The 22,368-nt window shown below is 39.2% G+C and carries 22 protein-coding genes and 1 riboswitch; of the genes, 18 read left to right on the top strand and 4 right to left on the bottom strand.

The window, feature by feature from the left end:
- Positions 1 to 237 precede the first annotated feature (237 nt).
- Positions 238 to 1,557, top strand: a complete 1,320-nt coding sequence (locus ABXH06_RS02135; protein WP_311578514.1) for an amidohydrolase — start codon at positions 238 to 240, stop codon at positions 1,555 to 1,557.
- 105 nt (positions 1,558 to 1,662) lie between these two features.
- Here ABXH06_RS02135 and ABXH06_RS02130 read toward each other — a convergent pair whose 3' ends face one another.
- From ABXH06_RS02130 to ABXH06_RS02120, 3 genes are read right to left on the bottom strand one after another with little or no spacing between them, the layout of a single operon-like run.
- Positions 1,663 to 3,060 carry a sigma 54-interacting transcriptional regulator gene (locus ABXH06_RS02130; protein WP_311578512.1) on the bottom strand — a complete coding sequence of 466 codons (1,398 nt, stop codon included), beginning with the start codon at positions 3,058 to 3,060 and terminating at the stop codon, positions 1,663 to 1,665.
- Positions 3,057 to 3,629, bottom strand: a complete 573-nt coding sequence (locus tag ABXH06_RS02125) for a hypothetical protein (RefSeq protein WP_353517109.1) — start codon at positions 3,627 to 3,629, stop codon at positions 3,057 to 3,059. The genes ABXH06_RS02130 and ABXH06_RS02125 overlap by 4 nt, the downstream gene beginning before the upstream one ends.
- Before the next feature lie 2 nt (positions 3,630 to 3,631).
- A complete protein-coding gene (locus ABXH06_RS02120; RefSeq protein WP_311578507.1) occupies positions 3,632 to 5,122 on the bottom strand; it encodes a sensor histidine kinase in 1,491 nt (496 codons plus the stop codon).
- Between the two features lie 350 nt (positions 5,123 to 5,472).
- Here ABXH06_RS02120 and ABXH06_RS02115 point away from each other — a divergent pair, with 350 nt between their 5' ends.
- The 3 genes from ABXH06_RS02115 (at position 5,473) to ABXH06_RS02105 (ending at position 7,017) form a co-directional block, all read left to right on the top strand.
- The gene (locus ABXH06_RS02115; protein WP_311578504.1) at positions 5,473 to 5,820 is read left to right on the top strand and encodes an EF-hand domain-containing protein; all 348 of its coding nucleotides are present in this window, start codon (positions 5,473 to 5,475) and stop codon (positions 5,818 to 5,820) included.
- A gap of 99 nt (positions 5,821 to 5,919) precedes the next feature.
- Positions 5,920 to 6,246 carry a hypothetical protein gene (locus tag ABXH06_RS02110; protein WP_353517108.1) on the top strand — a complete coding sequence of 109 codons (327 nt, stop codon included), beginning with the start codon at positions 5,920 to 5,922 and terminating at the stop codon, positions 6,244 to 6,246.
- Positions 6,247 to 6,288: 42 nt separating this feature from the next.
- Positions 6,289 to 7,017: a pseudouridine synthase gene (locus ABXH06_RS02105; protein WP_353517107.1), complete on the top strand. Its 729-nt coding sequence runs from the start codon at positions 6,289 to 6,291 to the stop codon at positions 7,015 to 7,017.
- Between the two features lie 24 nt (positions 7,018 to 7,041).
- Here the strand turns inward: ABXH06_RS02105 and ABXH06_RS02100 are convergent, their stop codons facing one another.
- Entirely contained in the window at positions 7,042 to 7,776 is a 735-nt protein-coding gene (locus ABXH06_RS02100; RefSeq protein WP_353517106.1) for an AraC family transcriptional regulator, read from the bottom strand.
- Positions 7,777 to 7,938: 162 nt separating this feature from the next.
- Here ABXH06_RS02100 and ABXH06_RS02095 point away from each other — a divergent pair, with 162 nt between their 5' ends.
- From ABXH06_RS02095 to cobO, 14 genes are all read left to right on the top strand, one after another.
- On the top strand, positions 7,939 to 9,099 hold the full coding sequence (locus tag ABXH06_RS02095) for a Gfo/Idh/MocA family protein (protein WP_432280219.1): 1,161 nt from the start codon (positions 7,939 to 7,941) through the stop codon (positions 9,097 to 9,099).
- 1 nt (position 9,100) lies between these two features.
- Positions 9,101 to 10,222, top strand: a complete 1,122-nt coding sequence (locus tag ABXH06_RS02090) for a sugar phosphate isomerase/epimerase family protein (protein ID WP_311578492.1) — start codon at positions 9,101 to 9,103, stop codon at positions 10,220 to 10,222.
- A gap of 41 nt (positions 10,223 to 10,263) precedes the next feature.
- A complete protein-coding gene (locus tag ABXH06_RS02085) occupies positions 10,264 to 11,508 on the top strand; it encodes an MFS transporter (protein ID WP_311578489.1) in 1,245 nt (414 codons plus the stop codon).
- A 28-nt stretch (positions 11,509 to 11,536) separates the two neighbouring features.
- Positions 11,537 to 12,175 (top strand): gluconate 2-dehydrogenase subunit 3 family protein, encoded by a 639-nt coding sequence (locus ABXH06_RS02080; RefSeq protein WP_311578486.1) that lies wholly within the window; start codon positions 11,537 to 11,539, stop codon positions 12,173 to 12,175.
- A 28-nt stretch (positions 12,176 to 12,203) separates the two neighbouring features.
- Positions 12,204 to 13,937 carry a GMC oxidoreductase gene (locus ABXH06_RS02075; RefSeq protein WP_311578483.1) on the top strand — a complete coding sequence of 578 codons (1,734 nt, stop codon included), beginning with the start codon at positions 12,204 to 12,206 and terminating at the stop codon, positions 13,935 to 13,937.
- Between the two features lie 49 nt (positions 13,938 to 13,986).
- A complete protein-coding gene (locus ABXH06_RS02070) occupies positions 13,987 to 14,865 on the top strand; it encodes a sugar phosphate isomerase/epimerase family protein (RefSeq protein WP_311578480.1) in 879 nt (292 codons plus the stop codon).
- 68 nt (positions 14,866 to 14,933) lie between these two features.
- Positions 14,934 to 15,166: riboswitch (cobalamin riboswitch) on the top strand.
- Between the two features lie 104 nt (positions 15,167 to 15,270).
- Positions 15,271 to 16,053, top strand: coding sequence for an ABC transporter ATP-binding protein (locus tag ABXH06_RS02065; RefSeq protein WP_311578477.1), 783 nt, complete (start codon positions 15,271 to 15,273; stop codon positions 16,051 to 16,053).
- Positions 16,046 to 17,035, top strand: coding sequence for a FecCD family ABC transporter permease (locus tag ABXH06_RS02060; RefSeq protein WP_311578474.1), 990 nt, complete (start codon positions 16,046 to 16,048; stop codon positions 17,033 to 17,035). The genes ABXH06_RS02065 and ABXH06_RS02060 overlap by 8 nt, the downstream gene beginning before the upstream one ends.
- Before the next feature lie 2 nt (positions 17,036 to 17,037).
- A complete protein-coding gene (gene cobT, locus ABXH06_RS02055) occupies positions 17,038 to 18,105 on the top strand; it encodes a nicotinate-nucleotide--dimethylbenzimidazole phosphoribosyltransferase (protein ID WP_353517105.1) in 1,068 nt (355 codons plus the stop codon).
- A gap of 11 nt (positions 18,106 to 18,116) precedes the next feature.
- A complete protein-coding gene (locus ABXH06_RS02050) occupies positions 18,117 to 18,932 on the top strand; it encodes an adenosylcobinamide-GDP ribazoletransferase (RefSeq protein WP_353517104.1) in 816 nt (271 codons plus the stop codon).
- Complete coding sequence (cobU, locus tag ABXH06_RS02045) at positions 18,932 to 19,537, top strand: bifunctional adenosylcobinamide kinase/adenosylcobinamide-phosphate guanylyltransferase (protein WP_353517103.1); 606 nt, start codon at positions 18,932 to 18,934, stop codon at positions 19,535 to 19,537. Before ABXH06_RS02050 ends, cobU begins: the two co-directional genes overlap by 1 nt.
- On the top strand, positions 19,530 to 20,270 hold the full coding sequence (locus ABXH06_RS02040; protein ID WP_353517102.1) for a histidine phosphatase family protein: 741 nt from the start codon (positions 19,530 to 19,532) through the stop codon (positions 20,268 to 20,270). The genes cobU and ABXH06_RS02040 overlap by 8 nt, the downstream gene beginning before the upstream one ends.
- The gene (locus ABXH06_RS02035; protein ID WP_353517101.1) at positions 20,270 to 21,751 is read left to right on the top strand and encodes a cobyric acid synthase; all 1,482 of its coding nucleotides are present in this window, start codon (positions 20,270 to 20,272) and stop codon (positions 21,749 to 21,751) included. The genes ABXH06_RS02040 and ABXH06_RS02035 overlap by 1 nt, the downstream gene beginning before the upstream one ends.
- The gene (gene cobO / locus ABXH06_RS02030; RefSeq protein WP_311578456.1) at positions 21,748 to 22,350 is read left to right on the top strand and encodes a cob(I)yrinic acid a,c-diamide adenosyltransferase; all 603 of its coding nucleotides are present in this window, start codon (positions 21,748 to 21,750) and stop codon (positions 22,348 to 22,350) included. Before ABXH06_RS02035 ends, cobO begins: the two co-directional genes overlap by 4 nt.
- The last annotated feature ends 18 nt before the right edge of the window (positions 22,351 to 22,368 follow it).

Below are 22,368 nucleotides of genomic sequence, written 5' to 3'. Positions count from 1 at the left end.
GTTTGATTAATTTAAATATTACGGGTCAATTCTATGCTATTTTAAATTTAGGAAAAGTGATATTAATCAATATAATATTCGTTTAAAGACTATAGATAATGTGATTTAGCCTTTAAACGTGATAATTTCATTATTAAAGAATAATTTAGCAAAGCTACTTACCGTTTTTTTATTGAGCTGTAAGCGGGCACTCACTTCTTTTATAAGTAATATTAAAAAGTCTACTAGGGAAATAATATGAAAAAGTTTACCAAAAGTTTACTCATTACATCACTGGCACTTTTGTGCGTGCAAGTTCAAGCGAGTGATATAAAGTCAGAGATAGCAAAGGACTATAAAGAGCATTTAGCTCCGTTATGGGATCACTTTCACCGTAACCCTGAATTATCATTAATGGAATTTAAAACTGCAAAACGTTTAGCGAAAGAAATAAGAGCGGTAGGCTTTGACGTTACTGAGAATGTTGGTGGCACCGGGATTGTGGCTATCATGAAAAACGGTAGCGGTCCTACAGTAATGATGCGCGCCGATATGGATGGTTTACCTGTTACTGAGCAGTCGGGATTGAAAAACGCTTCAAAAGTGGTGATGAAAGATTGGAATGGCGAAGAAGTTGGGGTTATGCATGCTTGTGGCCATGATGTTCATATCACGAGCTTAGTCGGGACGGCTCGCTATATGGCTTCAATTAAAGATCAATGGTCAGGCACGTTAATGTTGATCGGACAACCTGCTGAAGAGCGTGGCCCAGGCGCATCCGCGATGATGGATGATAATTTATGGCAGCGCTTCCCTAAACCCGATTTTGCTTTTGCATTTCATGTAAGTTCGGGCGACGTAGCGGGTACAGTGACTGTTGATGAAGGCTCACCTTATGCCGGCGCAGACACAGTAGATATAATTGTTCATGGTATTGGCTCGCACGGAGCATATCCGCACCAAGGTAAAGACCCTATTATGATCGGTAGCCAAATAGTCACTAATTTACAAACAATTGTCAGTCGTGAATTAGCGCCAAGAGATGCAGGAGTTATCACTGTTGGAGCGTTTCATTCAGGTACTAAACACAACATTATTTCTGACAAAGCCCACTTACAATTAACAGTACGTAGTTTAAATGCTCGAGTACGAGATCAATTGCTTGCTGCGATAGAACGTGTTGCTATCGGTACGGCTAAAACGGCAGGTATGCCAGACGATAAATTACCTGAGGTAACTGTCAGTGAATTTTCTTTCCCACCAACACAAAATGATAAAGCGCTCGCACAACGAGTAAAACAAACCTTAGTAAATAAAATGGGGGCGGATGCTGTAACGCCACCAAATAATTCTGGTATGGGGGCTGAAGATTTTGGCTTTTTTACCACTGAACCGTATATTCCAAGCGTATATTTTTCGGTAGGTGGTACGCCAAAAGCTGATTTTGAACGTGCTAAAGCAGGTGGCCCTGCTGTTGCAAGTCATCATAGCCCGTTATTTAAAATTAGCCCGGAGCCTGCGGTAAAATCTGGTGTTGAAGCTACCGTTCACATATTGTTAGATATTATGAAAAAATAGCTAACTCGAAACATTGAGTTATCAGCTTTAAAGAAGAAGTAAAATTACCGTTTTACTTCTTCTTTTTATATCCTCTTCTATTTCTGGCAATTACGGCTCTGAAAATTATGTCTGGTCGTCTTCTTTTTTCTCTTCTCTGAACGACTCCGCTTGGAGATGATGTTTATTTAACAATTTATAAAACTCTGTTCGATTTCTTTGCGCAATACGCGCCGCTTGTGACACATTGCCGGCGGTAATATCTAAAAGTTTGGCAAGGTAATCACGCTCGAAATGATCGCGCGCTTCTTGAAAGGACGGTAATTGCGAGGTTTTATCCCGTAAGGCATTGCGAATAAGTGCTTCACTTATCAGGGGCTCTGAAGACAGCGCAACACTTTGCTCAATCACGTTTTCTAATTGGCGAATATTGCCGGGCCATGGCGCGCTAATTAATAACTCCATGGCTTCTTTAGAAAAACCATTAATTAAATGTGCACTTTTGTCTTTACATTTTGACAGAAAGTGTTGGGCTAATAAGGGAATATCTTCTCTTCTGTCTGAAAGTGGGGGTAACTCAAGCTCAACAACATTTAAACGATAATATAAATCTTCCCTAAACGACTTGTTAATAATCGCTTTTTGTAAATTTTGATGGGTAGCAGCAATGATTCGAACATCGACTTTTACGGCAACTGTACTACCTAATGGGCGAACTTCTTTCTCTTGTAACGCACGTAACAGTTTTACCTGAAAATTCATCGGCATATCACCGATTTCATCGAGGAATAAAGTGCCTCCATTTGCCGCCTCAAATAAACCGACATGATTTTTTTCTGCTCCGGTAAAGGCACCTTTGCGATGGCCAAATAATTCAGACTCTAACAATTGTTCGGGAATAGCAGCACAGTTAATCGCAATAAAAGGTTTTTTATGTCGATTACTCGCCAAATGGATAGCTTTGGCTAATAACTCTTTACCTGTGCCACTTTCACTTTGAATTAATAGGCTAAAGTCGCTTTTAGCTACTTGTTTCGCTTGTTGTAACAAGGTTGACATTACCGCACTACGGCTAATTATTTTTTCTCGCCATAAAGTTTCGTCAGCTTGCTGCTGGCCTATTTCATTTTGTGGCTGTAATCGAATGGCTTGCTCTACGGTATCGAGTAATTCTTGGCTTTGAAAAGGCTTAGTTAAAAAGCTAAAAACGCCTTGTTTAGTGGCATTTATCGCATCAGGTATCGTGCCATGTGCGGTCATAATAATAACAGGAAGATTCGGTTGTTGTTGACGTATTTTTTCAAACAGTGCCATACCATCCATGCCATCCATTTTTAAGTCACTGATCACCAACTGGGGTTGAGAACTTTTTAATAACCCTAACGCTTCTTTGGCATTTTTAGCTGGTAGCACATCATAACCCGCGGCTGAAAGACGAATACCGAGTAATCGCAATAAACTCGGATCATCATCAACGATGAGTATGGTTTCTTTTAGTTCAGCAGAATGTTCAGGGGTTATCATGATGACGGCTCTTGGTTGTTGATATCAATTTCAATTTTTTTAAGTTGATTGATTTGTTGTTTAAGTTTTTGAATTTGTGACATTAACGACGACCGTTCAGCTGCTTTGCTTTGCAATAAACTTTGGTTTTCTTGAGATAACTGCTCGGTTAAAATTAACTTGTTCAGGGTTAATATTTGTTGGTTAAGTTGATCTTTCATCATACTAATAAAACCAAAATCTGCCGCTGACATTTGTACCGCTTGCTCAGGGGGGATTGTCAGTTTATTTAATGTGGTTTTTGCTGTATATGGATTATATATTGGCGAGTTGGGCAGCGCGTACAATAGGGCTAAGTTAACTTCAGCTTTAAAATACCCATCCGTAATATTTTGTTTTTGTTTGTCTGTTTCTTTGAGTAACTCTTGATTCGATAAGCTTTTTAACCACAAATAATAGTGACTATATTGTGAGTCATCGTTACTTTTTTCGGTGAGCTGACAGCCAGTCAAATGAATAAAGAATAATAATAGCAACGGCGTCATTTTTAAGCGTGAAAAGCGAATTTTTTTCATTAAATCAATCATCATTTTTATTTGCCTTGAACATGATATGGAAAGCGTAAGGTTACCATTAACCCATGCTTTGGAGCGGGAAAAGAGGTTAATTTAATATCGCCATTTAGGCGCATTAATAATTCTTTGACAATGGTTAAACCTAGGCCACTACTTTTTATATTACTATCATTAGGAGGAGGACCTTGATAAAAGGCGTCGAACACTTGTTGTTGAGCACTGCTCGGGATTCCAGGGCCTTGATCGATAATCTTCAATATTATTTCATGACTTTCTAGGTATGACTGAATTGTGATTTTTCCACCTTGAGGTGAGTATTTTATCGCATTTGAGAGAATGTTATCTAATATGACAGACAGTTGTTTCGCATTCGTTTGAACTATCAATGGGGTTAAATCAGAGTCGACAGTGACTTGCTTACTTTGAATGTCTAATTTTCTGTCGTTGATACTTTGTTCAATAATAGATGTTAATTGAGACTTTTCAGCATCTTGCAAACTTGTTGAGTCAAGTACGATATTAAAATCTAATAAATCTTCAATTAAGTTTTGTAAACGAGACACGCTCACTTTAAGAATATTAGTGATTTCTTGTTGGTCGTCGTTTAATGGGCCCACGCTATTATCATACAATAACTCAGTACCTTCACGAATTGCCGCTAACGGGGTTTTCAATTCGTGAGAAATATGGCGAATGAAACTTGATTTTTGTAATTCTAAGGCATGTAACCTTGCTCGCATTAACTCTAACGCGTCGGCTATTTCTTTAATTTCTTTCGAACCCGAAAAAGTGATTTTTTGTTGAAAATGACCTTGTTCTAACCGATAAATTTTAGCTGATAATTGTCTTAAAGGACGAATGATCAATAGAATAAACACCCCTGCAATCACAATTGTCAGCGGAATACTTAACAAACTGTTCAACATGGTTGTTCTTAAGCTATCCGCGGAAATTTTCATCTGTTGGGCGTGTGAACTAATTAACTCATTACTGCGAAAATTTATCATTTGACTGACCGATGACAATGCTTTGAATTCTTCTTGGAGTAACTCTAACGATTTTTTACTGACATTGATTGAATTTGGTTGATGTAGATTTAATTGTTCTATTTCTGTGAATAGTTGCTGGCTTAATTGATTGAGTGGCTCGTCTTGATAGATCACCATTTCTGTTGTGATCATTTGCGTTAATTTATCTTTTTGTTGAATAAATTGTTCGTATAACCCTTGTTCTTCTAACACCACATATTGACTTGCAAAACGTTGCAATTTATTCATTTCAATGCTGAGTTGTCGGTTTATTTTAACTAACTCAGCAACATTGATAATCGCAGAACTACCTTGTTGTGAAAGTTTATTGACTTGATTTGCGCCATATAGCAAGGCAAATGTTAGCGGGATAGCAACTAAACTAAAACCGATAAGGGTAAGTGACTTTATTGACCATTGGCGGATACCAGAAAAATTTAAAACAGTTTCTATCCGCCATTTTTTTATCGGCTTTTTCAATCGGCAACCTTAATGAATATATTTTATGAGTAAAATGATGTCGTTGTATTTTTACGGTATTTCAGCAAAAAAACAACACTGTCTCTAATTGGTGACAGTGTTGTTTTGTGGTTGTTTATCGACCTTACTTATTGATAAATATAGTAAATTTTTATTCTTTAACTCAGTAGTTAGGGGGGAATAATTATAAATTTATTTAACTGTCTCTTATTAGCGACAATAACTGACAATGATTTTTATTTAATTTCTTTATTATCAATTACTTAAATACTTGGTACGTCGTGTGCAATGTCTGTTTGTATGTCTCATGTTAGAGACTGACGTTGATAACAAAAAGAAAGGATAAAATAATGAATACAATTAGTTTAAAAAAAGTAACTGCAGTAGTTTTAACTTGTGCCATCGGTTCTTATGTAGCACATGCTAACGAAGGTGATGCAAAACTAGCGGTTAATAATGACATGAAAGCAGCAGTGAAAACCAGCGAAGTTAAAGTGATTTCTGAAACTAAAGCACCAAGTAAGTTTGCAAGCTTGGTTGAAAAATTTGACGTAAATAAAGATGGTTTATTAAGTAAAGCCGAAATTCAATCAAGCAAAAGTGAGAAATTAGTCGCTCTATTTGCCAAAATGGATCTCAATACCGATTCAGGTATTAGTGAAGCGGAATTTAACCAATATATAGCACAAGTGAAGTAATTTTTTTGATAAAAGACATCAAGTAAGTTTTGCTTATTCCCCCATTTAAGCCGGCTGTTTCTCCCAACCTCAGTCGGCTCTTTTTTTAAGGTAAGACGAATGAATGACATGCAACGTTATATAAAAATGGACGATTGGTTTTTTGAAATTAAAACCGTAAGAGCACTGAGAACAAAAAACTATGGTGATAAATATAGTGCTATCGCCAATATTAATTGTAACGGAGATGCTATATATATTGATGGATTAATGACAGCAGATGATAACCCGTATACTTTTCAAGATCTTCAAACATTTAAGCAGTTTTGCCGCAAAATGGGCGCTAAAACTGCACATTTTGATCGCTTTAAAAACGATCAATTAAGATCACAAAGTGTGATTATCCAACCAGAAAAACCTCAGTCGATATTAAAGTTAGTGAAATAACTTGGTAAACTTTCACTAAACTTTTTAGTGTATTTATTTACTATGTCAATATCACATACTCGCTTAGACCGTTTTATTGGTGAGCATTTGCACATTAGTCGTCGTGACGTGCGATTAATGTTAGCGCAAAAGCGAATTTCAGTTGATGGACAGGCGATTAATGAAATTGGCTATATTATTAATAAATTTTCTCATGTTCAGTTAGACGGCGAAACACTGCAAAATAATCAAGCTTTTTACTTAATGCTACATAAACCTGTTGGTGTGGTGTGCGCCACGGTTGACGAACAGCATCGAACAGTGATTGATTTAATCAATCATCCGGCTAAAAATGAACTACATATTGTCGGTCGTTTAGATCTTAATACCTCAGGACTCGTATTACTCACCAATGATAGTCGTTGGTCGGAGCGATTAATGTCTCCTGAGCATAAAGTGGCAAAAAAATATCTGGTAACCGTTGAACATGCCATTAACAAAGAGCAAGAACAATCATATATCGATGCTTTCGTTAAAGGGATGTATTTTCAGTATGAAGATATTACCACTCTGCCCGCTTTTTTAACGGTTATTGATGAACATCAGTTAGAAGTTCAGTTATATGAAGGTAAGTATCATCAAATTAAACGGATGTTTGGCCGTTTCCGAAACCCCGTTATTGCATTGCATCGCAGGTCGGTGGGCTCACTCGAGTTAGATGCGAAGCTCATGCCAGGGGAAAGTCGCCCGTTAACTCGCGACGAAGTGAATAATATATTTAGCAAAGCGTAAACGGATACCGCTGACGCTTCATGGTTATTTGCGACTATTTTTTCTAAAATCAGACGGTAATTCACCAAAGAACAATCTAAATTGTTTACTGAAATAACTGTGATCAGTAAAACCAGTTTCATCACCAACTTGAGAAATAGGCGTATTAGTTTCTACTAATAAGCGACGGGCATTTTCTAAACGTACTTCATTAATAAACTGCTTGGGCGTTTTTGCCAAATACTTCTTAAAGCGACGCTCTAATGCACTGACTGATAAATGGGCAACTTCTGCTAATTCATTGATGGTGAAGTGTTGCTGATAATGACAGCGAATATAGTCCACAGGTACTTTCACCGCATCAACCCCAGACAGCGCGATGGTTTGTTTTTGTAAATGTCGAGTAATACCATAAGAGCCGATTATTTCTCCTTGGCGATTAGTAATAGGTCTTTTGGAAGTTGCATACCATGCGGCGTCACCGGTTTCTGTCATATTCATTTCAAGTCGTTCGGTGACACTCTGCCCAGCTAAAATTTTATTGTCATCACGAATAAACTGTTTCGCTAAGTGAGGTGGAGAAAAATCAAAGTCAGTTTTTCCGACGATTTTGGGTAAACCTTTCACACCTTTGTGATCGATAAAAGCTTGGTTTGCATGAATAAAGTTATGGTTTTTATCCTTTATCCAAAATAGTACACCAGGCAATAAATCAAACATAGTGATCAATTGTTCACCCCCCATTTGGGCAATAAAACGTGAGACATTGTGCTCAGTCATCGACTTATAATCCTGTAAAGAAAAAACGCTATTAAAATTTAAACGCCGAATTTATTGCATTTAAAACCGATTTATTAATAACACATTTTTCCGGCAAGCTCCTATAGTAAATAGCAAGTATTTGAACATTGATTTGGATTTATCAGAGTGAAAAAAATTCGTATGGGCATGGTTGGCGGTGGTGAAGGGGCCTTTATTGGCGCGATTCATCGTATCGCAGCTGCAATTGATGGCGAGATTGAATTGGTTTGTGGGGCGTTTAGTTCAACGAAAGAAAAAAGTCTTTCATCCGGTTTAGGCTTGTATCTTGATAAATCAAGGTGCTATGAAAGTTATCAAGAAATGTTTAAGCAAGAGGCCATGCTACCAGCAAATGAGCGGATGGATTTTGTTGCCATAGTCACGCCCAATCATTTACATTTTCCGGTAGCTAAACTTGCGATGGAATATGGCTTTCACGTCATGTCAGATAAACCAGCTACCTTAAGTTTAGCGCAAGCTTACCAATTAAAAGCGGTAATTGAACAACATGCCATGCTTTACGGTTTAACTCACACCTATACGGGTTACCCCTTAATAAAACAAGCTAAACACTTAATTGAGCAGGGCGAGCTAGGTAATATAGTCAAGGTCGTTGTTGAGTATAGTCAAGGCTGGCTTGCCTCGAAATCTGATGAAAGTAGTAAACAAGCGAGTTGGCGATTAGATCCTGAAAAATCAGGCGTCAGTTGTTGTATGGGGGATATTGGCGTACATGCGGCAAACCTAGCTGAGTATGTTTCTGGATTAACCATCGATAATATTTGTGCTGATATAACCTCCACTATTGCCGGTAGAACGTTAGATGATGATGGCACTGTGATGTTAAAATTTTCGAATGGCGCGAAAGGTGTTTTACTTGCCAGTCAAATATCAATAGGTGATGAAAATAACTTAACCCTGCGTATCTACGGCGATAAAAAAAGTATTGAGTGGTCACATTTAACGCCGAACACTTTATTGCTGAAATCTAATTATGAGCCTACTCAGCAAATAAGAGCGGGTGTTGGAACAATGTGTAATGCTGCGCAAAGTGCAATGAGAACGCCAGCCGGTCATCCTGAAGGTTATTTAGAAGCTTTCGCTAATCTTTATCTTAATTTTGCTAAGCAAATTCGTGCATTCCAAGCGAATGAAGCATGCGACAACCAAACCTTTGATGTACCCGGTATTGATGAAGCAATACGCGGCATGGCATTTATTGAAGGTGTCATAACCGCGAGCCAATCTGAACTTAAATGGCAGCCTCTATTATCTAACTCCGTTGAAAAAGGAAGCGAGTAAAATGGCTAAAAACACCTCCAATTCGCATTCAGTTACGTCTAAGGGCACAACGCAAGCCGGGCAATCTCATGGCTCACAAATTAAAGGACCCGGCATTTTTCTTGCCCAATTTTGCCAAGATAAGCCGCCTTTTAATAATTTAAAAGCTCTATGTGCTTGGGTTGCTAGTTTAGGGTACAAAGCCGTACAAATACCTACCTGGGATAAACGATTATTTGATTTATCACTGGCTCATGAAAGTAAAGGGTACTGTGATGAAATACAATGTATTGTAAGTGAAGCTGGCTTAAGTATTAGTGAATTGTCCACGCATTTACAAGGGCAGCTTGTGGCGGTTCATCCGGCATATGATAAGCAGTTTGATGGTTTTGCTGTGGATGAAGTAAAAAACAATCCACAAGCTAGAACTCAATGGGCAATCGAACAAGTAGGTATGGCGGCAAAAGTAAGTGCTAACTTTGGCTTGACTGCGCATGCCTCATTTTCCGGTGCTTTGTTGTGGCAAACTGTCTATCCTTGGCCGCAACGTCCTGCGGGTTTAGTTGAAGATGGCTTTAAAGCATTAGCTAAGCGATGGTTACCCATCCTCAATAAGTTTGATGAAGCTGGTGTAGATATTTGTTATGAATTACACCCAGGTGAAGACTTGCACGATGGTGTAACTTTTGAACGCTTTCTTGAAGCAACTGGTAACCACCAGCGTGTCAATATACTTTACGATCCAAGTCATTTTATCTTACAACAGCTTGATTATTTGGCATTTATTGATATTTATCATGAGCGCATTAAAGCATTTCATGTCAAAGATGCTGAATTTAGACCAAACGGTAGAAGTGGTGTTTACGGGGGCTACCAAGATTGGCAAAACCGTCCAGGGCGTTTTCGCTCATTAGGTGATGGTCAAATCGATTTTAAACAAATATTTAGCAAGTTAACACAATACGGTTATCAAGGTTGGGCGGTATTAGAGTGGGAATGTTGCTTAAAACATCCTGAAGATGGTGCTAAAGAAGGCGCACCATTTATTGAAAAGCACTTAATTAGAACACCTGAACATGCTTTTGATGATTTTGCATCTAGTGGGGAAGATGCGTCGTTAAATCGTCAAATTCTGGGGTTGTAGGTCTGAATGAGTCAAAGATGAATTAAAATAGGAATGAAAAAATGTCAGAACACATAAATAAAAATAAGCTTTTTATTGCGAGTTGTTTAGCGCTCACAGTAACAGCAATGACTTTTGCTATTCGTGCGGGAATATTAGGTCAACTTAGTCAAGATTATGCCTTAACAGATACTCAGTTAGGTTGGATAAATGCAATGGCCTTTTTAGGGTTTCCTATTGCTACTATGCTTGGCGGCTTGTTGTATAACTTATTTGGCGCTAAAAAATTAGTAACTATCGCCTTTGTTGGCCATATCGTTGGCTTGATATTAACCATCAGCGCAGACGGGTTTTGGTCGCTATTAATTTCAAGCTTTTGTATTGGTTTTGCCAATGGTGCAGTTGAAGCAGGTTGTAATCCATTAATTGCCGATATGTACCATAAAAACAAAACGACTATGCTTAATCGATTCCATGTTTGGTTTCCTGGCGGCATCGTTGTTGGGGCATTAATATCGAAAATGATGACAGATATGAGTTTTGGCTGGCAAGCGCAAATTGCCGTGATGTTAGTACCGACAGTTATTTATGGTTATCTTATTCTTTCTCAAAAATTTCCAGAATCAGACAATATAGAAACCTCTACCCGTAAAAATATAAAAGCACTTTTTTCACCTCTTTTTATCTTCATGGCCATTTGTATGACACTTACCACAACAAGTGAATTAGGCACGCAACAATGGATAGAGCGAATTCTAGGTTCATCTGGTGCTTCACCAATGTTGATTATGGCGATGATCACAGGTGTAATGGCTGTCGGGCGCTACTTTGCTGGTCCTATTGTTCACAAGTTTAACCCTGCTGGTGTTTTGCTTTATTCCGCGGTAGTGACCACCATAGGTATCTATTCAATGAGTGTTGCAACTGGGAATATGGTGTATGTTTCCGCGCTTTTATTTGCCTTAGGTGTGACTTATTTTTGGCCGACAATGGTGGGATTTGTCGCGGAAAATATTCCTGATTCAGGCGCTTTAGGTATGTCTTTATTAGGCGGAATTGGTATGTTTGCGGTAAGCATGTGGAACCCTGTGATCGGTCGGTGGATAGATGAGGCACGTCAACAAGCGTTAACGCTTAATAGTGATCCTGCACTTGCTGAATTAGCGGCGGGTCAAGCAACCCTTGCAAACTTAAGCATCTTTCCGTTTGTGCTGATTTTTGCCTTTACTGGCTTAGTTTTAGTGATGCGTAAAGCTGCGGTTATCCAAGTATCAACAGACTCTACGGAGGTGGGCATTGAAAAGTAACGTTAATCATTCAAGGCTTGTCAAAAAGATGAAACAACCAAAAGCTACAAGTTCTGAAATATCATCGCAAGTTGAACAAAGTAAGCGACAATTTTTACGTGGCTTAACAGCATTTATGGGAACCGCTGCGGTATCCCCTTTGATCAGCGGTGATGCGTTAGCAGTAGCGTTTAGTTATCAACCAAAAAGCAATAGTGCCCTGCAAGCGGGTAAGCTTTTTACGTTAACACAAATGAAAATTTTACATGATATTTGCGCAGTGGTATTACCGAGAACCGATACACCTAGTGCCGCTGATTTGGATGTTCATGGTTTTTTAGATCATCAATTATCTGTGTGTTTTCCCCAAAAAGACCAGCAACAAGCTGTTGCTATTATTGATAAAATAAACCATCAAAGTACCCGTCATTACAATAAGAGTTTTATTGAGCTAACTGGCTCAAATCAACAGAATTTACTGATTGGCTTAGAAGCCGAAAAGTTAGGATTCACTTCGCAAGATAAACACGCGTTTAAAGCAGTAAAGTCGTTATTAGTCTTCGGTTTTTTTACCACTGAAGTTGGCGCAACTCAAGCGTTAAATTATCAGGCAGTGCCCGGGGGCTTTAAAGGCTCAGTGGCATATTCATCGTTAAAAAAATCATGGGGATCTTTGGCGTATTACTAAGTCAGAAATTGCTAATTGAGAAGAAGTTATGGATCAAGAATTATATATAAATAACAGTACAGAAGAATACGATGCCTTAGTCATTGGCTCTGGGATCTCAGGTGGCTGGGCGGCAAAAGAATTTTGCGAGCGTGGCTTAAAAACCTTAATGGTAGAACGCGGACGGGTGGTTGAACATCGCAAAGACTATATTGGCGAAAACAAAGGTCCATGGGAATTTGCGAACCGTATGCAAGTAGATAATTTGCTGGTAGAAGAACAATATCAAGTACAAAAAAAGTGCTATGCGTTTCATGATGCGACAAAACATTTCTTTGGTAATGATAAAGACTTACCTTATTCAACTGAAGAAGGTACGGATTTTACCTGGATCAGGGCAAATCAACTCGGCGGAAAGTCGCTACTATGGCACCGTCAATCGTACCGATTTAGTGATAATGAATTTAACGCAAATAAAGCCGATGGTATTGGCAATGATTGGCCTGTACGCTATAAAGATCTTGAAGCTTGGTATAGCCACGTTGAAAAGCATGCTGGGATCAGTGGAAATTATGATAACTTGCCACAAATTCCTAATAGCGAGTTTTTACCGCCTTTTGAGTGGACTAAACCTGAAAAAGATTTACAAAAAAAGTTTGCTCGCCTTTTTCCTGACCGACCAATGATTATGGGGCGAACGGCACATTTAACTCAGCCGACAGCACTTCATATTTCACAAGGCCGCGTACAATGCCAAGCAAGAAATGAGTGTCAAAAAGGTTGTTCATTTGGGGCTTATTTTTCTACGCAAAGCTCTACTTTACCAGCAGCAGCGAAAACCGGTAACTTGCATATTGCTCCAAATAGTGTGGTTCATAGTTTAATTTACGATGAAAAAACTAATCGGGTTAAAGGCGTTAAAGTGATCGACAATGACAACTTAACGACTCGAGAATACTTTGCCAAAGTGATTTTCTTATGTGCTTCAACCCTTGGTTCAACACAAATCATGTTGAATTCCACATCGAAAAAATTCCCTAATGGCATTGCCAATAGCTCAGGCGTATTAGGTCATTATTTAATGGACCATGTATACAATGCAGGCGCGAGTGGGCGATTAGAAGGCTATGAAAATGAATTTTATTCGGGACGCCGTCCTACCGCGGCATACATTCCTAATTTTCAATTTGAACCTTCAAAATACAAAAAACATTATAAACGCGGCTATGCTTTAGCGGGCAGTGCAGGGCGAAGTAATTGGCAAGGTAATCGTTTTAAAGATGGGATTGGTGCTGATTTTAAACATCAGTTAACGCAAGCTGGAGATTGGTATTTTGGTTTGCATGCGCAAGGTGAAATGCTACCACGTTTCGAAAATCAAGTGTCATTACACGAAAGTAAAAAAGATAAGTGGGGGATCCCACAATTACACATCAACTGTCAGTGGTCAGAGAATGAAAGATTAATGATGGAAGATGCGGCGGAAACGGCGAAAGATATGCTAGTAAAAGCCGGTGTGAAAGACGTCACCAGTTACACATCTCTGGATAAAAATGCGCCTGGATTAGCTATTCACGAAGTTGGAACGGCGCGCATGGGGCGTGATCCGTCTGATTCAGTACTCAATGCATATAACCAAAGCCATGATATTCCGAACTTATTTGTGACTGATGGCTCAAGTTTTTGTTCGACAGCCGTGGTGAATCCATCGCTTACTTTTATGGCGCTAACCGTTAGAGCGGTTGATTATGCCGTGAAAGAGATGAATGCAAAACGAATTTAGTGTCGAAATTAACCTTTGACAAAATACACAGAAATATACGAGAAAAATAATGAAAAAATTAAAAGATATCTTCAATGTGCTTATTGCCGCCAGTGTTCTGATTTTTAACCCTGTAGTGTCAGCGCATGAGGAGCATGAAAAATCTCACGTTACCACTACACCACAGTTGAGTGTGCAACTTTGGTCGGTTAAAGATGAAGTCAAAGCTGATTTTAAAGGGACTCTTAAAACATTAGCAGAAATGGGTTTTGATGGGGTGGAATTTGCCAATGAATTTGGTGAGTTTGCAGGAGATGCCACTGCGATCAAACAAGTGTTAGATTCATTGTCGTTAAAAGGTAGCGGTGCACACGTGTCCTTTGAACAACTCAATGAGAAAAATTTTGCTGACACGGTGAAGTTTTATCAAACCTTAGGGATAGACATGTTAATTGTTGGTTGGGATGAACGAGCTTGGCATCCGCAAGGAATAAAAGAAGTGGTGGGTTTATTGAATCATCTGTCAAAAAAATTAGCGCCATACGGCATGAAAACTGGCTTTCATAATCATGATCACGAATTTAATGCCTTTGCTGGGACTACATATTGGGATTATCTAGCGATGAACACCCCTGAAAATGTAGTGCTTCAACAAGATGTGGGTTGGACAACGTATGCAGGGAAAGATCCTATTGCTTATGTGGAAAAATATCCAGGCAGAACATTAACCACCCATTACAAAGTTAAATTACCTAAAGGTACTCAAGGAAAGCTGCCTATTATCGGTCAAGATACAATTGATTGGTTGAATTTAACTAAGGCCAATATGACAGTTGGCGGTACATTATGGCTGGTCGTAGAGCAAGAAGAATACCCAAATGGTTTAACCCCATTGCAAGCTGTCGCTGAATCAAAGCGTGGCTTAGATAAGGTATTACAACAGTTATAATTTAAAGTTTGAAAATATTTTAGACGTCTATATAGCTAAATGCTAGTCAACGTTATTTAGCTATGATAAAGTAGCGCAAATTTTATGGTGTCTGTGTGTTTATTCAACAGAATACTCAACACGGCTTAAAAGGGAATGTGGTGCATATCAACTATTGACAATAATAGTAGGTATTAGTCCGCAACTGTTCCCGCAACTGTAAGTAGAGCTGAATTTTATTACCACTGGCATAAGGTGCTGGGAAGGATAAATTTGGGTTATCTCTATAAGTCAGGAGACCTGCCATAAAAATAATACGAATATACTGTGCGGGTAACATAGTAGGTATTTTGTTGCACTTTCACGATTTCATTTCTGCACAAAATTTCCTTGCTAATACCACGCCTATTTAACCTTGTGGTATTTATGACAATTATTCACTTACAAGCTGAAAATATATCTTGGCAGATTGATAATAAACACATTATCAAAGATGTTAGTTTTACTGCAAAGCAAGGCGAAACCGTCGGTATTGTCGGTCCAAATGGTGCCGGTAAAACCTCGTTACTAAAATGCTTGTATCAAGAAAATAAAATGACCTCTGGGCAGGTTACGCTGTCTGAAATTTCATTAGATTTATTCGATCGAAAAGAGATTGCCAAAAAAGTGGCGGTGGTTGCACAGCAACATGAAGCAGTATTTAATTTAACCGTATTTGATATTGTGAATATGGGCTTGATCCCTCATAAAGCGTTTTTTGAAAGTAATACCAACTCAGATCGACAATTAATTGATCAGGCGTTAACGCAAGTCAATTTACAACAAAAAAAGTATCAAGTGTTTAATACCTTATCAGGTGGCGAGCAGCAACGCTGTTTAATTGCTCGAGCGATAGTTCAACGTCCAGAAATTCTTATTATGGATGAACCAACCAATCACTTAGATATTTACTATCAACACCAAATTTTATCGATTGTGAAACAACTCGGTTTAACCCTAATTATGACCATTCATGATCTAAACCTAGCTGCGCAGTATTGTGATCGATTGTTATTGCTCTCTCAAGGCGAAGTTCGCGCGTTTGATGATACGGAAAAAGTATTGAATGAAACGTTAATCAAAGAGACTTTTCATATTGACTGTTTGGTCGATAGAAACCCACTTACCCGTAAAATGCGAGTGACTTATGCTGGAGCTTCGCATGACTAATCAAGGAAAATCGTTAAGTAAAATTGGCATTCTAATCATCTTGGTGATGTTTTCTATTCTTCTTTCAATGGGATTTGGCACCGCAGAACTAGGCTATCAAAAGGTTTGGCAATGTTTGACAGATGAGTGTCAACGACCTATTTATCAAACAATTTTATGGGATATACGTTTTCCACGAGTGCTGATGGGGTTTTTAGCTGGCTTTGCTTTGGCAGCGGCTGGCGCACTGATGCAAAATGTTACTCGTAACCCATTAGCCGACCCTTATCTCTTTGGTATTGTTGCTGGCGCTGGCTTAGGCGCTACTTTATCAGGGCTACTCCCACAACACTTACAAGCCATTTCATTACCGTTAGCGGCATTTATCGGCGCATTATTTGCTGTATCAATCGTTGTGGTTGTTTTGATGGGTAATAATTGGCGACGAGTTGAACATTTACTGCTTGCCGGTGTTGCCGTGTCTTTCTTACTCAGCGCCTTTACCAGTTTTATTTTATATTTTGGAGAAGCCTTTGCAAGTAATCGAGTGATTTTTTGGATGATGGGTTCACTAGCTCGCGCTGATTACTACGCCTTATCTTGGGTGATTCCGGTTATTTGTATTTGTTTAATATTAGCTTTGGTTTTTGCTAGACAATTAGATGCATTGTTATTAAGTGACGAAAGCGCAAGAACGCTTGGGGTTAATGTTGATAAATTGCGGTTATTAGCGCTAATTGTATGTGCCGCAATGACGGCCGTGATTGTCTCTTACTGTGGTGGTATTGGATTTGTTGGTTTGATGATCCCACATATTGTTCGACCTTTTTTTGGCTTAACTACCGCAAAACTATTATTAAGCTCTGGGTTAGTCGGCGGCTGCTTTTTAATTTGGGTGGATGTGGTTGCACGAACCATAGTGCCAGGACAAGAGATCCCTATTGGAGTGATAACTTCTGTGATTGGCAGCCTGTTCTTTTTATTTATTATGCGAAAGGTATAGCCGTGTTTTCAATAAAGCCATTAAATACCGATAAATCAACGGCAATACAACAGGTTATTGATAGCAAAACTAAGCCATTAGCTGCCCTCGGCCAACTTGAAAGTTTGGCGAAACAGCTCATGTTAATTCAAAGCCAAAATTGTGAACTTGCTACAAAGACTCTGATTATCTCGCAACCTACCATGTTGGTTTTTGCTGCTGATCACGGTATGGCTGAACAAGGTATCAGTATCGCGCCAAGTGAAGTGACACGTCAAATGGTGTTGAATTTTTTACATGGTGGTGCTGCTATCAATTGCTTTTGTCGCAGTAACAATATTGCGATGAAAGTCATTGATGCTGGTATCAACACCCCTTTAACCTCGGCAGAAAAATCTATAAGTGAACACTTTATTGAGCAGCGCTTAGGGGCTGGCATCAATGATATTTCTACCACGAGCGCTATGACAAGCTCTCAGGTTCAGCAAGGGTTGTTATACGGTAAAAAAATTACCACAGATATTATTAACCAAGGTTGTAATATTTTATTGCTTGGTGAAATGGGCATTGGCAATACGAGTGCGGCATCAGCCATTTTAAGCGCTTATTCTCAACAAGATTGTGAGCAATGTGTTGGCAAGGGTACAGGTATAAATTCGCAACAACTCTCAATTAAAAAGCACTTAGTAGCGCAAGCTGTATCAAGGTTAGATCCCGAGAAAATATTCACAGACCCTTATTATCTATTAAAAGAATTAGCGGGCTTTGAAATGGTGCAAATGGTTGGCGCCATTCTCGCAGCCGCAGAACAAGGTATTGCCGTATTAATTGATGGCTTTATTGTCACCAGCGCCGCTTTAATGGCTGAAAAGATCAATCCTAATGTCCGCGATTATTTAATCTTTGCGCATCAATCAAATGAACATGCCCATCAACTCATGTTAACTATGCTTGAAGCAAAACCGTTATTGAATTTAGATCTTCGTTTAGGAGAGGGCACCGGCGCTGCGTTGGCTTTACCTTTATTAAAAGCGGCGGCTAGTTTTTATAACGAGATGGCGAGTTTTGAAAGTGCTGGGGTCACGGTTTAATGCAGGCCTTTTTGTCAAAAAGATATTTGGTTAAAATCCGTTATCAATGGCAGTTGTTCTGTCTTGCTCTGATGTTTTTTAGCCAGCTACCTGTATCTAAGTCGTTACCTTATTCTGAAAAACGAATGAACCGTGCCAATCGATATTTCTCATTAGTGGGGATTGTTATTGGTTTACTCGTTTGCTTGAGCTATTCCCTTTTTGATCACTTTTTTTCGACTCATCTCGTGATTATATTGACCATGATCACCAGTGTTTATATTACAGGTGCTTTTCATGAAGATGGTTTAGCTGATATGGCCGATGGTATGGGGGGAGGCTACAGTGCTGAGAAGCGTTTAACTATTATGAAAGACAGCCGTATCGGCACTTATGGAACAGTCACGTTAGTTTTATCTTTATTACTAAAATTTCAGTTACTAGTAGAACTTGAGCAGCATTCAATCTTAATGATTTCGGTAGTTTTTGCCTATGCTATGTCTCGAGCTTTTGCGGCAAGCTTAATTTTTGATACCCCTTATGTGGCGGAAGATGACAGCAGCAAAAGTAAACCGATTGCTTGCCAACAATCAGGTATTGATCTCATGATTTTACTCGCAGTAGCCTTTTTACCGGCATTGCTGTTTCCTTGGTTTTTTGTTGGTTTCTGGTCATTACTTCTCTCGATTATCGTTATTTTATTACTTTTACGCTTAGCTTTTAGGTATTGGCTAATCAGTAAAATCGCTGGTTATACCGGCGATTGTTTAGGGGCAGCACAACAAGTAAGCGAGCTGATTATTTACTTAGTCTTGATACATCACATCTCAAACACAGGTGTCTTCTAATGTTGCATTTAGTATTAGGGGGCGCGCGTTCTGGAAAGTCGTCTTTTAGCGAACAATGGATACAAGCACAAAGAGGGAAGGAGCAACAGCTTCCTATCTACGTGGCTACCGCACAAGCGTTAGATGAAGAAATGCAACAACGAATTATTCATCATCAACAGCAGCGTATTGCCTTTGAATGGGAGTTGATTGAGTGTCCTTTGCACTTAACTGATTTATTGGTGGAGTTAGATAATAAGCAATTAGCATTAAGCGATGAACCTAGGTTTGTGCTAGTGGACTGCCTGACATTATGGTTGTCGAATCATTTAATGGTGGCGCTTGAACAAAGCCAAGATGACAACCCAATAACTGATTATTTAATTAATAAAATCAAAGAGTTAATCGATATATTGACTGAGCATTCAGCGACAATCATGCTAGTTGCTAACGAAGTTGGATTAGGGGTTGTGCCATTGGGAAAACCGTCGCGTTTATTTGTCGATCACGCAGGCTGGCTGAATCAGCAATTAGCAAAAGTTGCTGAGCAAGTTACCTTAGTAACAGCAGGCATTCCGTTGACCTTAAAGTCATCTAAAAACGCAAAGGTGAACTATAGTGGCTAATATTTATTTACTTCGACATGGAAAGGTCAGTGGAGCAGCCGCTTTATACGGTAAAACAGATGTTGCCGTGCTTCCTGAGATAAATGAGCAAATTGCCGAAGAGTTTATCGCGCAGCACCTTAATATTGACGCGGTGATCACCTCGCCATTAGTACGCTGTTCAAGCCTAGCTATGCTTATCGGCGAAAAATTACAACGATCAGTTTCAATAGAAGCGCAATTAAAAGAAATGGATTTTGGTCTTTATGACGGCATTGCTTTTGATCAACTCCATCTAGATAAAGATATTTGGCATCAACTTGAGCGGTTTTGGCAAAACCCTGTTCAGCACCCTTTGCCCAACGCAGAACTGCTCACCGGCTTTTCTTATCGAGTGAAAAACGCATGGCAAGCCATTATTGATGATATTAATAAACTGCCAGTGGTGGGTGAAAAATCGGCGAAAAATATCTTGTTAGTTTGTCATGGCGGCATTATTCGCATGATTTTAGCGCACTTATTAAATATCGATTTCAGAAATCCACTTTGGTACACCAATTTATCTATCGCCAATGCGAGTTTAACGTCAATTGAAATCAACCAGCAGCAGCCAAGAGTAAAACAGATCGCTAAACCGTTATTACCGGAAGAGAACGATCCGAAACCATGTGATAAATACGCGGTTTCAAGCCGTAAATTCCCCTATAACTTATTGGCAAAGTCACAATCTGAGTATTTACGGGAGCTCAACTAATGGCCTCACAAACCTTAATGGTACAAGGCACAACCAGCGATGCGGGAAAAACCACGTTAGTGGCGGCTTTGTGTCGGATTTATGCCAAACAAGGTATGAAGGTTGCGCCTTTTAAACCACAAAATATGGCGTTAAATAGTGCGGTAACGGCATGTGGTGGAGAAATTGGCAGAGCCCAAGCGGTACAAGCGCAAGCGGCCAAGGTTGAGCTGTCAGTTGATTTTAATCCAATATTATTAAAGCCCCAATCAGATAAAAATGCCCAAGTGATTATTCATGGTCAGGTATTTTCAAGTATGGATGCTCAGGATTATCACGACTATAAAACAATAGCGAAAAATGCGGTATTTGAATCCCATCAGCGGTTAGCACAAAACTTTCAACGAGTTATTGTTGAAGGGGCAGGCAGTCCAGCCGAAATTAATTTACGTGCGGGTGATATTGCTAACATGGGGTTTGCTGAACAAGCCGATTGTCCTGTGATCATTATTGCCGATATTGATAAAGGTGGGGTTTTTGCTCACCTAGTTGGCACGTTGGATTTGTTATCAAAAACAGAGCAAGCTCGAGTTGTTGGCTTCGTCATTAATCGCTTCCGTGGCGACATTAAATTACTTGAATCAGGATTAACTTGGCTTGAAGAAAGAACTCAAAAGCCTGTCTTAGGGGTAATACCTTATATTCATGGTTTACATATTGCAGCCGAAGACGCGGTTTCTGAACAACAACAAGTCGGCCAAGCAAAACTTAAAGTCATTGTCCCGGTAACGCCTCGCATGAGTAACCATAATGACTTTGATGCGTTACGCATTCATAACGAAATAGATTTTCAATTTATTTACGCGTCAGAATTAAAGTCAACGGCTCTGCCTCCTGCTGATTTGATTATTTTAGCGGGCAGTAAAAACAGTCGCGCTGATTTAGCTTTTTTAAAGCAACAAGGCTGGGATCAACAAATTGAAAAACATTTACGTTACGGGGGAAAGGTCTTTGGTATTTGTGGTGGTTATCAGATGTTAGGGCAAACCATTATCGACCCTTTTGGTATTGAAGGCGAAGTAGGGGAAACATCAGGACTAAATCTTTTACCGATGAGTACATCGTTATCAGCAGATAAAACTCTGAAAAATCAGCAAGGGACATTATCTTTAGCCGGAAACAATATTACTGTGCAAGGTTATGAAATTCACCTTGGCCAAAGCCAACACTTTTCAGCATTGACACCTTTATTGTCGATAAATAATCAAAGTCACGGCGCAATCAGTGAAGACGAACAAGTGGCGGGTTGTTATTTACATGGCGTATTTGATCAAGCCGATGCCATAGACACCTTAGCTCTTTGGTGTGGTGCAAGTTTACAGAACAGTCAAGATTTAGAAGAAATACAAGAACAAGCGATAGAAAAATTAGCCGACGTTTGTCAAACCCATATGGATATCGAAAAGCTAGAACACATTTTACAACAGTGGAGAAATTCATGAACGAACAAGATAAAAAAGAAAAACATCAACAGCGCCAACAAAAACTTAAAGAGAAAGTTGATGAGCGTATTGCCGCTGCAACCGACGATAAGGGCTTGTTATTGGTGATCACCGGCAATGGTAAAGGAAAATCTACAGCAGGTTTTGGGGTAGTGACACGTTCTGTCGGACATGGATTAAACGCCGCTGTTTGTCAGTTTATTAAAGGCACATGGGATTGCGGAGAGCGAAATTTATTGGAAAGTCATGGGGTACCTTTCTATGTGATGAATACCGGCTTTACATGGGAAACTCAGAATAAAGAACAAGATATTGCCGCGGCAGAAAAAATTTGGCAAGCAGCCAAAAAATTACTGAAAGACCCTAGCATTAATACCATTTTATTAGATGAATTGACCTATATGCTGAGTTATAAATACCTAGATTTAGATGAAGTGCTTGATGCTATAAGTAATCGTCCTGAAGGACAACATGTGGTTGTTACTGGCCGAGCAGCGCATCGTAAATTAGTGGAAATGGCTGACACGGTTTCAGAAGTACAATCGATAAAACATGCTTTTGAAAACGGTATTAAAGTACAAAAAGGCATCGACTGGTAGTTCAAGTTATTTAAGAAA

This window comes from Thalassotalea sp. SU-HH00458, assembly GCF_040362795.1.
GTDB classification, from domain to species: domain Bacteria; phylum Pseudomonadota; class Gammaproteobacteria; order Enterobacterales; family Alteromonadaceae; genus Thalassotalea_H; species Thalassotalea_H castellviae.
Note: the sequence above shows the minus strand (reverse complement) of the source record. Positions and strands in the feature narration are given on the sequence as shown.